Below are 12836 nucleotides of genomic sequence, written 5' to 3'. Positions count from 1 at the left end.
GCGTCAATTCCGTCTTGCCGCCATAAAAGACGTGCACGTCTGTTTGCGACCGCTTGCCCCCCTTTGCGGCTTGGTCTTTGATGTGGACAAACGCGCCATACGTCACCCGACGCAAGCCCCTGGGCCGTAACTCTACGGGAGGAACCGTGACAAGCCCCTATTCCGTCGATCTCGACAAGAACCCGGCCAATTTCCAGCCGCTCTCGCCGCTCTCATTCCTGTCACGCGCTGCGATGGTCTTCCCCGACCATGTGGCGATCGTGCATGGTGCAGCGCGCATCACCTATCGCGAGTTCTACGCCCGCTCCCGCCGCCTCGCCTCGGCCCTCCACAAGGCGGGCATTGGCAAGGGCGACACGGTTTCGGTCATGCTGCCCAACGTTCCTTCCATGCTGGAGGCCCATTACGGGGTTCCAATGGTCGGCGCGGTGCTGCACTCCATGAACACCCGGCTCGACGCCGCCATCATCGCCTTCCAGCTCGACCATGCGGAGGCCAAGCTCGTCATCACCGACCGAGAGTTTTCCGCGGTGATGAAGGAGGCGCTGGAACTGGCGGACGTGAAGCCCATCATCATCGACTATGATGACCACGAGTTCCCGCAAGCCGGGGAGAAGCTCGGCTCCATCGACTATGAGGATTTCCTCCAGAGCGGCGATCCGGAGTTCGAATGGAAGCTCCCCGACAACGAGTGGGACGCGATCAGCCTCAATTACACCTCCGGCACCACCGGAAACCCCAAGGGCGTGGTCTACCACCACCGCGGCGCCGCGCTTCTGGCCCAAGGCAACGTGATCACCGGCTCCATGGCCAAGCACGCGGTCTATCTGTGGACGCTGCCCATGTTCCACTGCAATGGCTGGTGTTTCCCGTGGACCCTGTCGGTGATCGCGGGCACCCATGTGTGCCTGCGCTGGGTGCGCCAGAAGCCGATGTGGGACGCGATTGCCGATCACGGCGTGACGCATCTATGCGGCGCGCCCATCGTCATGTCGACGCTGCTTTCAACGCCCGCCGCCGAAAAGCGCGATCTGGACCACCAGGTGGAATTCTTCACCGCCGCCGCCCCGCCACCGGAATCGGTTCTCGCCGCCATGAAGCAAGAAGGGTTCAATGTCACCCACCTCTATGGCCTGACGGAGACCTACGGGCCGGCGGTCGTCAATGACTGGAAAGCGGAATGGGACGCGCTTCCCGCTGCCGAACAAGCGGTGAAAAAGGCCCGGCAAGGTGTGCGCTACGCGGCTCTTGACGATCTGACCATCCGCGATCCGGAGACGATGGAAGAACTGCCCTGGGACGGCGAGACCATCGGCGAAGTGATGTTCCGCGGCAATGTCGTCATGAAGGGATACCTGAAAAACCGCGAAGCCTCCGACAAGGCCTTTGCGGGCGGCTGGTTCCATTCCGGCGATCTCGGCGTGCGCCATCCGGATGGCTATATCCAGCTCAAGGACCGCTCAAAGGACATCATCATTTCCGGCGGCGAAAACATTTCCTCCATCGAGGTGGAGGATACGATCCACAAGCACCCGGCGGTCGCAGCCGTGGCCGTGGTGGCGCGTCCGGACGAAAAATGGGGCGAAACCCCGTGCGCCTTCGTGGAGCTGAAGCCCGACCAGAGCGCCACGGCGGAGGACCTGATCGAATGGTGCCGCGAGCACCTCGCCCGCTACAAGTGCCCGCGCCATGTCATCTTCGCGGAGATCCCCAAGACCTCCACCGGCAAGATGCAGAAATTCAAGCTGCGCGAGATGGCCAAGGCGATCTGAACGACATCAGCCCGGGGGCGGGACGAAAGACCTGCCCCCTGTTGCGATGCCGTTCCCCCTCAAAGCCCGAAGCGGATGATGATGGCGTTGATCACGTGATCGACCGCGACCGCGGCCAGGATGAGCCCCATCACCCGGCTGACGATTGAGGCCCCGGCTTTTCCAATCATGCGTTGCACGGGCATGGCTGCGAGCATCAACAAGAGGGACAAGCCCAGAACCATCAACGTGATCCCCGCGGTCATTGCCTGCGCGGGAATGGAATGGATGTTGTTGTCGGTGAGCACAACGACAGCCAACATCGCCCCAGGCGAGGCGATGGAGGGGATCGCCAGCGGGTAGACCGCCCATTCCGCAACATTCCTGGAGACCTCGGAAATCTCCTTTTCCGGCTTGGAATCCCCGAAAATCATCGTCAGCGCGAACAGGAACAGCACGATGCCGCCAGCGATCTGGAACGAGGTCAGGTTGACGCTGATGGCATTGAGGACCGGCTGACCGGCAATCAGAAACCCCATCAGCACCAGGGCTGCGAAAAGCACCGCCCGAAAGGCCACCGAGCGACGCCGATCGTGGGCGACGGAGGCGGTCACCGCAATGAAGACCGGCACTGTACCCACCGGATCAATGACGGCGAACAACGTCGCGAACTGATGCAGCGCATTGGCCAAGGATAGTTCGGGTGACATGCTCTCTTGTGGCCTCGATGAACTGGCGTAACGGGAAATGAAGATCAGATGGGCACCGCGCAGGCCCATTATCTCTAGTAAATGAGGCAAATAAGCGGGAAGGCAATTTCCCGAAAAGACAATTTGCTGGGAAGACAGTTTGCCGGGAAGGCAATTTGCATATAGCGCCTTCGCTGTACAGGTCCGCCAACGGCTGGAGGAACAGGACCCAACGGTCGCCGGCAAATAAAAACCGCGATCCCGCATCCGGGACCGCGGTTATATCAAGCCTCACGCGGGCTTTTCAGCCTCGCGGGCCAAACCGAAAATCAGTGAATGGTCTCCTTGCGAAGGCGTACGATCTCGTCCTTTAAATGCAGTTTTCGGCGCTTCAGATCAGCGATTTCAAGATTATCCGTGCTCGGACTGACCATCGCTTTTTCGATTTCGCGTTCCAGGTCAGCATGGCGCCGTTCAAGCTCTAAGAGATGCGACTGCAAGGACATTGGGCAAAGCCTCCTATGTAGTTCGGCTAGAACAACAAGAGTGTGACACAGGCTGAGAACGGTGTCGAACGCCGCGCCGCCCGTGAGTGAACGAATTGATCACATCGGTCGTACGATTTCCGGGCAATTTCTTGGAAATTGCGCGACGTGCACACAATACCGCCCGAGGGGACGAGCCACTAACGCGCTGAAAATAAATGACGTCCGGTCACGGGTGCCTGCCCTGGCGGAATTTCGCAAGGCTCCCGGCGTGACCGAACGTCGCGACCTGAGCAATAACCCTCCCTGTTCTCAATGACATGCGGGAAAACACGCACAGCGATTACGCAAGGACACCCTACACCCCGCTCTGGCAAGACATCGCGCCCCCCACACAGCTTTCCCCCCGCCCGCGCGCTCTTCGATCCCCTTCGCGCTTTCGCTATGCTACATTGCGATCATTGGCAGACTTGCCGCCTTGCCGTTTGGACTGTCCGGTTCGTTCGCGCCCGACCTCTTGTCCCGCCCGTATCCTGGGTGGAGACAGGAAAGGGGCTGCGTCTGTGGAAGCAAAAATGACAGAAGACATGGAAGATGCGCTGCGTTCGGAACTTGCGCAATTGCGTCAGGAGCACCGCGATCTCGATGCCTCGATCGAGGCGCTTATCGAGACCGGCAGGGCCGATGCAATTCAGATGCAGCGTCTGAAGAAGAAAAAGCTCTGCCTGAAGGATCGGATCACCTCCATCGAGGACCGGCTCCTTCCCGACATCATCGCCTGACAGGCATTATCGGGGAAAAACAATTCCGCGCGCCCGCCCAGGGCGCAGCCGCATATTTTTTTTGAAACAACCGCAAGGCGCGCCGTCACGACGCGCCGACATCTTTCATTGTGAACACTCCGCCAGGCAGTGCTAGAAGCGCAAGCCCGTCTTGGCGCGATACATATCGCGATCGGCTCGATCAAGCACACTCCCCGCCCGGTCATCGCCGCAAAGACGCGCGACACCGAGGGAGGCGGAAAGCGGATAGCGCCGCCCCTCATGGCGGAACGGGTTGTCCGCCAGCGCCCGGTTAACCTCCAGCGCCACGGAACGCGCCTCCTGATCGGCGGTCTTCCACAACAGGGCGACGAATTCGTCTCCGCCGAGACGCCCCACCACATCGCAGCGCCGCAGCACACCCGTCAACACGCTCGCCACGTGCTTCAGGGCGGCATCGCCCGCAGAATGGCCCAGCGTGTCATTGATGTGCTTGAAGTTGTCCAGATCGACATAAAGCAGAGACACGTCGGAGGCGTAGCGCGAGACGAAGGCGATCGAGCGATCCAGCACCCTTTCAAAGCCACGGCGGTTCAACAGGCCTGTCAGGGCATCGCGCACGGCGTCATGCCTCAGACGACGGATTTCCAAGCGTTGGGCGGTAATCACATCCATCAATCTCGTCACCTCATCGCTCAATTCCTCGACCAGCACCCGAATGTGCTCTGGCACCACGAGATCGCTTTGACGATACAGTGCCCTGGCTCCGTCACGGCAGATGGCTGCCGTCATCTCTGCATATGCCACCCTCATGGTCGACCCCCGCTTTATTGCGACCCTTAATTTAATTCAAAGGGGGCGCTACGTCAGTGTTTTGACGTACCTTGTCCAAGACCAAGCTGTTTCGTGGTTAACAGACCTTTCAGAGGTGTTAACCGCTTGCCTGTCGGCACATGACTTCTATAATCCGCGCCTTTCCGGCAAAAACTCGGCAAAAGTAGCGAGTTGAGGCACCCCACGGAGCTAGAATGGCGCAGAACAAGCCCCCCGTCGCAATCATCATGGGGAGCCAGTCCGACTGGCCCACGATGAAAAATGCCGCAGACACGCTCGAAGCCCTGGGCATCGCCCACGAGGCGCGCATCGTTTCCGCCCACCGCACGCCCGATCGTCTCGTCGCCTTTGCCAAGGGCGCGAAGGCCGACGGTGTCCAGGTTGTGATCGCCGGTGCCGGCGGCGCGGCCCATCTTCCGGGCATGGTCGCGTCCATGACGCCGCTGCCGGTTTTCGGCGTGCCGATTGAATCGCGCACCATGAAGGGCATCGACAGCCTCTATTCCATTGTCCAGATGCCCGCCGGCATCCCCGTCGGCACCCTTGCCATCGGGCGCGCGGGCGCGGTCAACGCCGCGCTGATGGCGGCAAGCGTGCTCGCATTGAACGACGAGGCGCTCGCAACCCGGCTCGATGAATGGCGCACCCGCCAGAGCGAGGCCGTGGCCGACTTTCCCGTGGACGAGGCCTGACCCCATGTCCGCTGCTGCAAAGTCCGCTGCCGAGACGAAGCTTGAACCGGGCTCCACCATCGGCATTCTCGGTGGCGGTCAGCTTGGCCGCATGCTGGCGCTAGCCGCGGCCCCGCTGGGCCTGAAGTGTCATGTCTATTGCCCGGATGAGGCGAGCCCCGCCTTCCAGGTCGCCGACGCCTTCACCCTTGCCGCCTATGACGATGAGGCCGCGCTTGCCGCCTTTGCCGAGGCCGTGGACGTGGTGACCTACGAATTCGAAAACGTGCCGGAAGCGACGGCACGGTTTTTGAGCGAGCGCGTCACTCTGCGCCCTGGCGCAAGGCCGCTGGCGGTTGCGCAGGACCGGCTTTCGGAAAAGGAATTCCTGAGCTCCATCGGCATTCCGCTCGCCCCCTTCGCCGCCGTTGATGGTCCCGAGGGCATTGCGGCCGCGGCGAAAGTCACCGGCCTGCCCGCCATCCTCAAGACCCGGCGCCTTGGCTATGACGGCAAGGGCCAGACCCGCATTGACAGCCTTGAGGAGGCAGAGGCCGCCTGGGCGCGCATCGGCAAGGCCCCTGCCGTGCTGGAAGGTCTCGTCGATTTCGCGCTTGAATGTTCGGTCATTGCGGCGCGGGGCGCGGACGGCGCAACCGCCGCCTATGACATCGCCGAGAACGAGCATCGCGACCATATCCTGAAATGGACCCATATTCCCGCCCGCCTTGACGAGAAGACGCAGGATGCGGCCCGCGCGATGGGCACGAAGGTGGCCGAGGCGCTGGACTATGTGGGTGTTCTGGCAGTTGAACTGTTCGTGGTGCGCGATGGCGAGGGCGAGCATCTCGTCGCCAACGAGATCGCCCCGCGGGTTCACAATTCCGGCCACTGGACGCAGGACGGCTGCGCGGTCTCGCAGTTCGAGCAGCACATCCGCGCGGTGGCGGGTTGGCCACTGGGAACGCCTGCACGGCGCTGCGACGTGGTGATGGAGAACCTGATCGGCGAGGATGCCGCGAACTGGCAGGCCATTCTGGCCGAGCCTCACGCACGGCTGCATCTTTACGGCAAGGCGGAAATCCGCGCGGGCCGCAAGATGGGTCACGTCAATCGCATCAGCTAGATTGCAGCCGACTGGATGGATGACGAACGGCGGGCCTCGGCCCGCCGTCTTTCTTTCGTTTATACGAGCCCCAGCCGTTCGCGAGCGGAGAACCGCCAGATCGCGGCGACGGCGACGACCGCAAGCCCACTTGCAAGCCCCCACCACAGCCCTACGCCGCCCCAGCCCGCCCAGAAGGCGAGCACATAGGCGAGCGACAGGCCGATACCCCAATAGCCGCCGATCGCGATGAACATCGGGATGCGCGTATCGGAGAGCCCGCGCAACACATTGCCCGCAGCCACCTGCGCACCGTCGAAGATCTGGAAGACGGCGGCGACCGCAAGGAAGCTGACGCCGATGGCGAAGACTGCGTCCGTGTTGGGATTGTCCTCTTTGATGAAGGCCCCGATCAGCAGCTCCGGGAAGCTCACGAAGAACAATGCGGCCATGATCATGAAGCCGACAGCCAGCCCGATCGCCGTCCAGCCGGCCCGTGCGATGCCCGCCAGGTTGCCGCGCCCATGCGCAAGCCCCACCCGGATGCTGCCCGCAAGGCCGAAGCCCAGAGGCACCATGAAGGTGATCGACGCGCATTGCATGGCGATGCCGTGGGCGGCGAGCGGCACCGTGCCGATCCAGCCCATCATCATGGCGGAGCCAGCGAAAAGCCCCACCTCGGCCAGCATAGTGGACCCGATGGGCCAACCAAGCTTTAGGATGCGGAAGAAGACCGGCCAGTCTGGCCGCCAGAAACGACCCAGAATCGAGAAGCGGCGCAACCGGCGCTGACGCATTGTATATGCAACGACCAACAGGAACGTGCAGGTGGCGGTGAGCGCCGAGGCGATACCCGCCCCCATCAGCTCCAGCCGCGGCGCACCGAAATTGCCGAAGATCAGCATGTAGTCGGCCAGCGCATTGAACAGCGCGCCCCCCACCGTCGCCCACATGACCACCTGCGCCTTTTCCATGACGCCGACGAAATTCCGCATGCCGATCGTCGCCAGCGAGGGCGGCAAGGTCCATTGGAGATAGCGCATGTAAAGGCCGGCCGGACCCGCGACCTCCGGGTCCTGCCCGGCCCAGATCAGCAGCGTTTCCGTATGCCACATGAGGATCATGGCCGGGACCGAATAGGCGATCACCACCCAAAGCCCCATGCGCACACAGCGGCGCACATCGCGCATGTTGCGTTCGCCGCGCGCCCTGGCCGCCAACGGCATGACCGCCTGCACCAGACCACAGCCAAACAGCCAGATCATGATGTAGAAGTTGAACGCCAGAACGGCGGCAGCCAGCGGCTTCGTCCCAAGCTGCCCGATCATGAGGACATCGGTCGTATTGATCGCTGTCTGTGCCAGCTGGGCACCGGCGATCGGCACCCCCAGCGCAAGCGTCGCCCGTATTTCGGTCATCCACAGGGACAAACCAGCCCGCGCGGCGCCATCGCTCGCCTGCGAAACCATCGGATAGCTCCGGAAAAAAGTGATTCGCCGCGGTCCGGGATCGAGGGCGAAAACGATGCGGGCATCCGGCACACAAGGGCCACGGACGCTTTAACCCGGCGCAACGTGGGCGAGCTTACCGACCCATGCAGCTCCCGTCCACCCGCATCAGTGGGCATTTTGACGAGCCTGGCCGCCTTGCCTTGCCGGGCGCCAATCCCTCGACAATTGTCATGGGCGGTGTATTCTTTGGCCCTCCACAGTGGACAAGCCACAGAGCATCTGCTAAGGAACGGCCCACTTTCGCGACGCCTTGTGCGGCGCGCCGGAGCATCGCCCCGATCTCGACCGGCCACCCGGCCAACTCTGATCGGCGCTTCGGGTAGACATCAGACAACCTGACCAGTTCGGCAACACGGGATATAACGCGTGCAAGTTCTCGTTCGCGACAACAACGTTGATCAGGCGCTCAAGGCGCTGAAGAAGAAGATGCAGCGTGAAGGCATCTTCCGGGAAATGAAACTCCGCGGCCACTTTGAAAAGCCGTCCGAAAAGCGTGCGCGCGAAAAGGCTGAAGCCATCCGCCGCGCCCGCAAGCTGGCCCGCAAGCGCGCCCAGCGCGAAGGCCTGCTGACCGGTCGTTCCGGCCGCCGCTAAGCTGCCGCGATCAGGTCAACGGCCTGATCGAGCGCCGCCTGCGCCTCCCAAGATCCCGATTTCACTCTCTGCCCGACCCGATGTTTCCGGTTGGAACGCGGGAAGTGAATCGATTCCCGACCTTCGGTCCGGGAGCGCGGGACGGGACCCAGTCGGCTCAGAGCGCAGACTGCCGAGCTGAATAGACCGCGTTCGAAATCAAAACGGACTGTACGGGTCACCGTACGGTCCGTTTCCGTTTGCCAAGACGCGACTGCCCTCCCCGCATTCCCGCTCCCGCCATCCTCCATGTCGCGCCCGGCACCCGTGTGCCGCAAGCCAAAAGGCGCAGACTGGACAATCGTTCGCGAAGGGCGCTCACTGGCAAACAGGGAGGGCGCATCATGGCACGAACGATCACGGTCATTCACGGACATCCCGATCGCGCGGGCACACATCTTTGCCAGGCGTTGGGCGATGCGTACGTGAAGGCTGCGCAAGCCGCAGGTCATAATGTGCGGGAAATCACGATCGGCGATCTCGACTTTCCGATCCTGCGAAACGAGGCCGAATTTTCCGGCCCCGTCCCCGACAGTCTGGCGGAGAGCTACGCCGCCTTGCGCGAGGCGGAGCACATCGTCATCCTTTTTCCCCTCTGGCTTGGCACCTTGCCCGCGCTCACCAAGGCCTTCTTCGAGCAGGTCTTCCACCGTGACACGGCCTTCGAGGACAATGACGGTGGCTTTCCCCACGGCCGCTTCAAAGGGCGCACCGCGCGCCTGGTGGTCACCATGGGCATGCCCGCCTTTTTCTATCGCCTGTGGTACCGGGCGCACGGACTCAAGGGGTTTGAGCGCAACGTACTGGCGATGGTGGGAATGAAGCCACTCAAGGCCATCCTGTTCGGAGGCGCGGGGACCGCCGACGAGGCAACGCGCAAGGGCTGGCTGGAAAAGATGGAGGAGCTGGGCCGAGAGGGTATCTGACGCGGGCGGGAGGCCCGTAGACGCCTTGCGCGAGAGACGCCCACAAATCCCCCTCACGCGCAACACGACAGCCTCACACACCTCCGCACGACCACGCGCAAGGACCATTGGCACCCCTGCGCGTGTGGGGCCCATCCTTCGAGACGGGCGCTCCGCCCTCCTCAGGATGACGTTGAGTGTGTTGCGGCTGTAGGTCGGGGGCAGGCGCAGGCTTCAGATCGGGCCAGCCTTTAAAAGTCCCGCCTCACCCACAACGTCATCCGGAGGAGGCGCCTTAGCGCCGTCTCGAAGGATGGGCCACAGCCCGCAAACGCCGTTCCCGAATACGAAAAAGGCCGCGCCCCTGCGGGCGCGGCCTTCAATCTCTTCGACGAAATCCGCGTCGATTACATCGACTTGACGATTTCTTCCGTCATCTTCTTCGCATCGCCGAACAGCATCATGGTCTGGTCGAGGAAGAACAGCTCGTTCTGGATGCCCGCATAACCGGAGCCCATGCCGCGCTTGACGAAGAGGACCGTCTTGGCCTTGTCCACGTCGAGGATCGGCATGCCGTAGATCGAGGACGAGGGATCGTCACGCGCGGCCGGATTGGTCACGTCGTTCGCACCGATGACGAAGGCGACGTCCGCCTGTGCGAACTCGGAGTTGATATCCTCAAGCTCGAACACTTCGTCGTAAGGCACGTTGGCTTCCGCCAGCAGCACATTCATGTGACCCGGCATACGGCCCGCCACGGGGTGGATGGCGTATTTGACTTCGACGCCTTCCGCCTTGAGCGTGTCGGCCAGCTCGCGCAGGGCGTGCTGGGCCTGGGCGACCGCCATGCCGTAACCCGGCACGATGATGACCTTGGAGGCGTTCTTCATCAGGTAGGCCGCGTCTTCCGCCGCACCCTGCTTGACCGGACGCTCCTCGCCGCCACCGGCACCGCCGGCTGCAGCAGTTTCACCGCCAAAGCCACCGAGAATGACCGAGACGAACGACCGGTTCATGCCCTTGCACATGATGTAGGACAGGATCGCACCGGAGGAGCCCACCAGCGCACCGGTGATGATCAGCGCCATGTTGCCGAGCGTGAAGCCGATACCGGCAGCCGCCCACCCCGAATAGGAGTTCAGCATGGAGATGACGACCGGCATGTCCGCGCCGCCGATCGGAATGATCATCAGGCCGCCAAAAGCAAGCGCCAGCAGCACGATCACCCAGAAGACGGTGTGGCTCTCGGTCATGGTCAGCACAATGATCATCACCACGATGGCGGCAGCCAGCGCGATGTTGATGACGTGACGACCCGGCAGCAGGATCGACTTGCCGGACATGCGCCCATCAAGCTTCAGGAACGCGATCACCGAGCCGGTGAACGTCATCGCACCAATGGCCACGCCGATCGACATTTCCACCAGCGCCTGGGCGTGGATGGAGCCGACTTCGCCAATGCCGAAGGCTTCCGGCGCATAGAGCGCACCGGCTGCCACCAGCACCGCGGCCAGACCGACCAGCGAGTGGAAGGCGGCGACGAGCTGCGGCATGGCCGTCATCGGAATGCGGCGCGCGATGACCGCACCGATGCCGCCGCCGATGGCGAGACCGAGCACGATCAGCAACCAGCCGGAACCGCTCGGAACCGCAATGCCCAGCGTGGTCAGGATGGCGATCGCCATGCCGATCATGCCGAACACGTTGCCCTGACGCGACGTGGTGGGATGAGAAAGACCGCGCAGCGCCAGAATGAACAGGACGCCGGAAATCAGGTAGAGGAAGGCTGCGAAATTCGCTGTCATTGATCCGTTCCTCTCACGACTTCTTCTTGTACATGGCGAGCATGCGGCTGGTTACCAGGAACCCGCCGAAAATGTTCACCGATGCAAGAATGAGGGCGATGAAGCCGAAGCCGTGAGCCCAGGCAGTGTTTGCTTCCTGACCGGCCACCGCGTCCACGCCGACCGCCAGAAGCGCGCCGACCACGATGACGGAGGAAATTGCGTTGGTCACCGACATGAGCGGCGTGTGGAGCGCCGGGGTCACCGACCACACCACGTAGTAACCGACGAAGATCGCCAGCACGAAAACCGCAAAACGGAACACGAACGGATCGATGGCACCGCCGGTCGCCGCATGCGCCAGGGCGCCTGCCGCATCTGCCGCCCCGGACGCGCCGGAGATCGCCTGATCCGCATAAGTCTGTGCGGCATCCGCCGCAGCGCGGGCAGCCGCAGCAGCGGTCTCCGCCGCATCAGCCGCGGCGCGCGCCTTCTCAAGAGCCATTTCGCTCGCCATTATTCATCCCCTTTCGGAGCAAAAGCCGGGTGGACGACCGCGCCGTCGCGGGTCAGCACCGTTGCCGACACGAGTTCATCTTCCCAATTGACCTTCAGCGACGAGGTCTCCTTGTCGACCAGCGTCGTGACGAAGGTCAGCAGGTTCTTGGCGTAAAGCGAAGACGCGGAAGCGGCGATGCGGCCGGCCATGTTCAGGTGGCCGACGATCTTGACGTCGTTCACCGTGGCAACCTTGCCAGGCTTTGCGCCTTCCACGTTGCCGCCACGCTCCACCGCCAGATCGACGATGACCGAACCGGGCTTCATCGAGGCCACCATTTCCTTGGTGACCAGGCGCGGAGCCGGACGGCCCGGGATCAGCGCCGTGGTGATGACGATGTCCTGCTTGGCGATGTGGGAGGCAACGAGCTCCGCCTGCTTCTTCTGATATTCCTCAGACATCTGCTTGGCGTAGCCACCGGCGGTTTCCGCCTGCTTGAACTCGTCATCCTCGACCGCGATGAACTTCGCGCCGAGCGATTCGACCTGCTCCTTGGCGGCCGGACGCACGTCCGTGGCCGTGACGATGGCGCCCAGGCGACGGGCCGTGGCGATGGCCTGGAGACCGGCCACACCGGCGCCCATGACAAAGACGCGCGCGGCGGGAACGGTGCCGGCGGCCGTCATCATCATCGGAAGCGCGCGATCGAATTCCGCGGCCCCCTCGATGACGCACTGGTAGCCGGCGAGGTTGGCCTGGGAGGAAAGCACGTCCATGGACTGGGCGCGCGTGATGCGCGGCATGAATTCCATCGCAACGGCGGCAACGTTGGCCTTGGCCATCGCCTCCACGTCGCTTTCATTGCCATAGGGATCCATGATGCCGATGACGAGAGCGCCGGCTTTCATCGAGCCGAGCTCCGCCGCCGTCGGACGGCGCACTTTCAGCACCAGATCCGCATCCTTCAGCGCAGCGGCGGCGTCGGGAACGATTTTGGCACCGGCGTCCTTGAATTCCGCATCCGGAATCCGCGAAGCCTTGCCGGCTCCTTTCTCCACCAGCACCTCGAACCCGAGCGCAATGTATTTCTTCACCGTATCCGGCGTCGCGGCGACCCGGGTTTCTACGGCGTCGCGTTCGAGCGGCACCCCGATCTTCATACGCATCCCCCTTTGGGGAGCACGGCAAGACACACGAAACGCTTCCCG

The 12836-nt window shown here is 62.8% G+C and carries 13 protein-coding genes; 6 read left to right on the top strand and 7 right to left on the bottom strand.

Annotated elements, in window-relative coordinates; translation table 11 throughout:
• Positions 1 to 146: 146 nt before the first annotated feature.
• The gene (locus tag ABGM93_RS17095) at positions 147 to 1772 is read left to right on the top strand and encodes an acyl-CoA synthetase (protein WP_321501507.1); all 1626 of its coding nucleotides are present in this window, start codon (positions 147 to 149) and stop codon (positions 1770 to 1772) included.
• 59 nt (positions 1773 to 1831) lie between these two features.
• On the opposite strand, the gene ABGM93_RS17090 is transcribed toward ABGM93_RS17095, so the two are convergent.
• Together ABGM93_RS17090 and ABGM93_RS17085 are read right to left on the bottom strand one after the other, a co-directional pair.
• Positions 1832 to 2461 (bottom strand): MarC family protein, encoded by a 630-nt coding sequence (locus ABGM93_RS17090; RefSeq protein WP_321501505.1) that lies wholly within the window; start codon positions 2459 to 2461, stop codon positions 1832 to 1834.
• Between the two features lie 308 nt (positions 2462 to 2769).
• Positions 2770 to 2946, bottom strand: a complete 177-nt coding sequence (locus ABGM93_RS17085) for a DUF465 domain-containing protein (protein ID WP_321501503.1) — start codon at positions 2944 to 2946, stop codon at positions 2770 to 2772.
• A gap of 554 nt (positions 2947 to 3500) precedes the next feature.
• Here ABGM93_RS17085 and ABGM93_RS17080 point away from each other — a divergent pair.
• On the top strand, positions 3501 to 3707 hold the full coding sequence (locus ABGM93_RS17080; RefSeq protein ID WP_321501501.1) for a DUF465 domain-containing protein: 207 nt from the start codon (positions 3501 to 3503) through the stop codon (positions 3705 to 3707).
• A 132-nt stretch (positions 3708 to 3839) separates the two neighbouring features.
• Here the strand turns inward: ABGM93_RS17080 and ABGM93_RS17075 are convergent, their stop codons facing one another.
• The gene (locus ABGM93_RS17075) at positions 3840 to 4499 is read right to left on the bottom strand and encodes a GGDEF domain-containing protein (RefSeq protein WP_321501499.1); all 660 of its coding nucleotides are present in this window, start codon (positions 4497 to 4499) and stop codon (positions 3840 to 3842) included.
• 215 nt (positions 4500 to 4714) lie between these two features.
• Here ABGM93_RS17075 and purE point away from each other — a divergent pair, with 215 nt between their 5' ends.
• Both purE and ABGM93_RS17065 read left to right on the top strand, forming a co-directional pair.
• Positions 4715 to 5212, top strand: a complete 498-nt coding sequence (gene purE / locus ABGM93_RS17070; protein ID WP_319775080.1) for a 5-(carboxyamino)imidazole ribonucleotide mutase — start codon at positions 4715 to 4717, stop codon at positions 5210 to 5212.
• Positions 5213 to 5216: 4 nt separating this feature from the next.
• Positions 5217 to 6317: a 5-(carboxyamino)imidazole ribonucleotide synthase gene (locus tag ABGM93_RS17065; protein ID WP_321501496.1), complete on the top strand. Its 1101-nt coding sequence runs from the start codon at positions 5217 to 5219 to the stop codon at positions 6315 to 6317.
• Positions 6318 to 6376: 59 nt separating this feature from the next.
• On the opposite strand, the gene ABGM93_RS17060 is transcribed toward ABGM93_RS17065, so the two are convergent.
• Positions 6377 to 7765, bottom strand: a complete 1389-nt coding sequence (locus ABGM93_RS17060) for an MATE family efflux transporter (protein ID WP_321501494.1) — start codon at positions 7763 to 7765, stop codon at positions 6377 to 6379.
• A 408-nt stretch (positions 7766 to 8173) separates the two neighbouring features.
• Between ABGM93_RS17060 and rpsU the strand changes: the two genes are divergently transcribed.
• Positions 8174 to 8401 carry a 30S ribosomal protein S21 gene (gene rpsU / locus ABGM93_RS17055; RefSeq protein WP_319775077.1) on the top strand — a complete coding sequence of 76 codons (228 nt, stop codon included), beginning with the start codon at positions 8174 to 8176 and terminating at the stop codon, positions 8399 to 8401.
• 383 nt (positions 8402 to 8784) lie between these two features.
• Positions 8785 to 9366, top strand: coding sequence for an NAD(P)H-dependent oxidoreductase (locus ABGM93_RS17050; RefSeq protein WP_321501492.1), 582 nt, complete (start codon positions 8785 to 8787; stop codon positions 9364 to 9366).
• 386 nt (positions 9367 to 9752) lie between these two features.
• Here the strand turns inward: ABGM93_RS17050 and ABGM93_RS17045 are convergent, their stop codons facing one another.
• From ABGM93_RS17045 to ABGM93_RS17035, 3 genes are read right to left on the bottom strand one after another with little or no spacing between them, the layout of a single operon-like run.
• On the bottom strand, positions 9753 to 11150 hold the full coding sequence (locus tag ABGM93_RS17045; RefSeq protein ID WP_321501490.1) for an NAD(P)(+) transhydrogenase (Re/Si-specific) subunit beta: 1398 nt from the start codon (positions 11148 to 11150) through the stop codon (positions 9753 to 9755).
• Between the two features lie 13 nt (positions 11151 to 11163).
• Positions 11164 to 11646 (bottom strand): proton-translocating transhydrogenase family protein, encoded by a 483-nt coding sequence (locus tag ABGM93_RS17040; RefSeq protein ID WP_321501488.1) that lies wholly within the window; start codon positions 11644 to 11646, stop codon positions 11164 to 11166.
• Positions 11646 to 12788, bottom strand: a complete 1143-nt coding sequence (locus ABGM93_RS17035; RefSeq protein ID WP_321501486.1) for a Re/Si-specific NAD(P)(+) transhydrogenase subunit alpha — start codon at positions 12786 to 12788, stop codon at positions 11646 to 11648. Before ABGM93_RS17035 ends, ABGM93_RS17040 begins: the two co-directional genes overlap by 1 nt.
• Positions 12789 to 12836: the final 48 nt, after the last annotated feature.

The organism is Breoghania sp., from assembly GCF_963674635.1.
Classification (GTDB): Bacteria; Pseudomonadota; Alphaproteobacteria; order Rhizobiales; family Stappiaceae; genus Breoghania.
This window is presented reverse-complemented; position numbering and strand designations above follow the sequence as displayed.

What these genes read in the sequence shown, in the direction of transcription:
- ABGM93_RS17090 (WP_321501505.1), bottom strand. Translation starts at nt 2,461, where the DNA reads ATGTCACCCGAACTATCCTTGGCCAATGCGCTGCATCAGTTCGCGACG.
- ABGM93_RS17085 (WP_321501503.1), bottom strand. Translation starts at nt 2,946, where the DNA reads ATGTCCTTGCAGTCGCATCTCTTAGAGCTTGAACGGCGCCATGCTGAC.
- ABGM93_RS17080 (WP_321501501.1), top strand. Translation starts at nt 3,501, where the DNA reads ATGACAGAAGACATGGAAGATGCGCTGCGTTCGGAACTTGCGCAATTG.
- ABGM93_RS17075 (WP_321501499.1), bottom strand. Translation starts at nt 4,499, where the DNA reads ATGAGGGTGGCATATGCAGAGATGACGGCAGCCATCTGCCGTGACGGA.
- purE (WP_319775080.1), top strand. Translation starts at nt 4,715, where the DNA reads ATGGCGCAGAACAAGCCCCCCGTCGCAATCATCATGGGGAGCCAGTCC.
- ABGM93_RS17065 (WP_321501496.1), top strand. Translation starts at nt 5,217, where the DNA reads ATGTCCGCTGCTGCAAAGTCCGCTGCCGAGACGAAGCTTGAACCGGGC.
- ABGM93_RS17060 (WP_321501494.1), bottom strand. Translation starts at nt 7,765, where the DNA reads ATGGTTTCGCAGGCGAGCGATGGCGCCGCGCGGGCTGGTTTGTCCCTG.
- ABGM93_RS17050 (WP_321501492.1), top strand. Translation starts at nt 8,785, where the DNA reads ATGGCACGAACGATCACGGTCATTCACGGACATCCCGATCGCGCGGGC.
- ABGM93_RS17045 (WP_321501490.1), bottom strand. Translation starts at nt 11,150, where the DNA reads ATGACAGCGAATTTCGCAGCCTTCCTCTACCTGATTTCCGGCGTCCTG.
- ABGM93_RS17040 (WP_321501488.1), bottom strand. Translation starts at nt 11,646, where the DNA reads ATGGCGAGCGAAATGGCTCTTGAGAAGGCGCGCGCCGCGGCTGATGCG.
- ABGM93_RS17035 (WP_321501486.1), bottom strand. Translation starts at nt 12,788, where the DNA reads ATGAAGATCGGGGTGCCGCTCGAACGCGACGCCGTAGAAACCCGGGTC.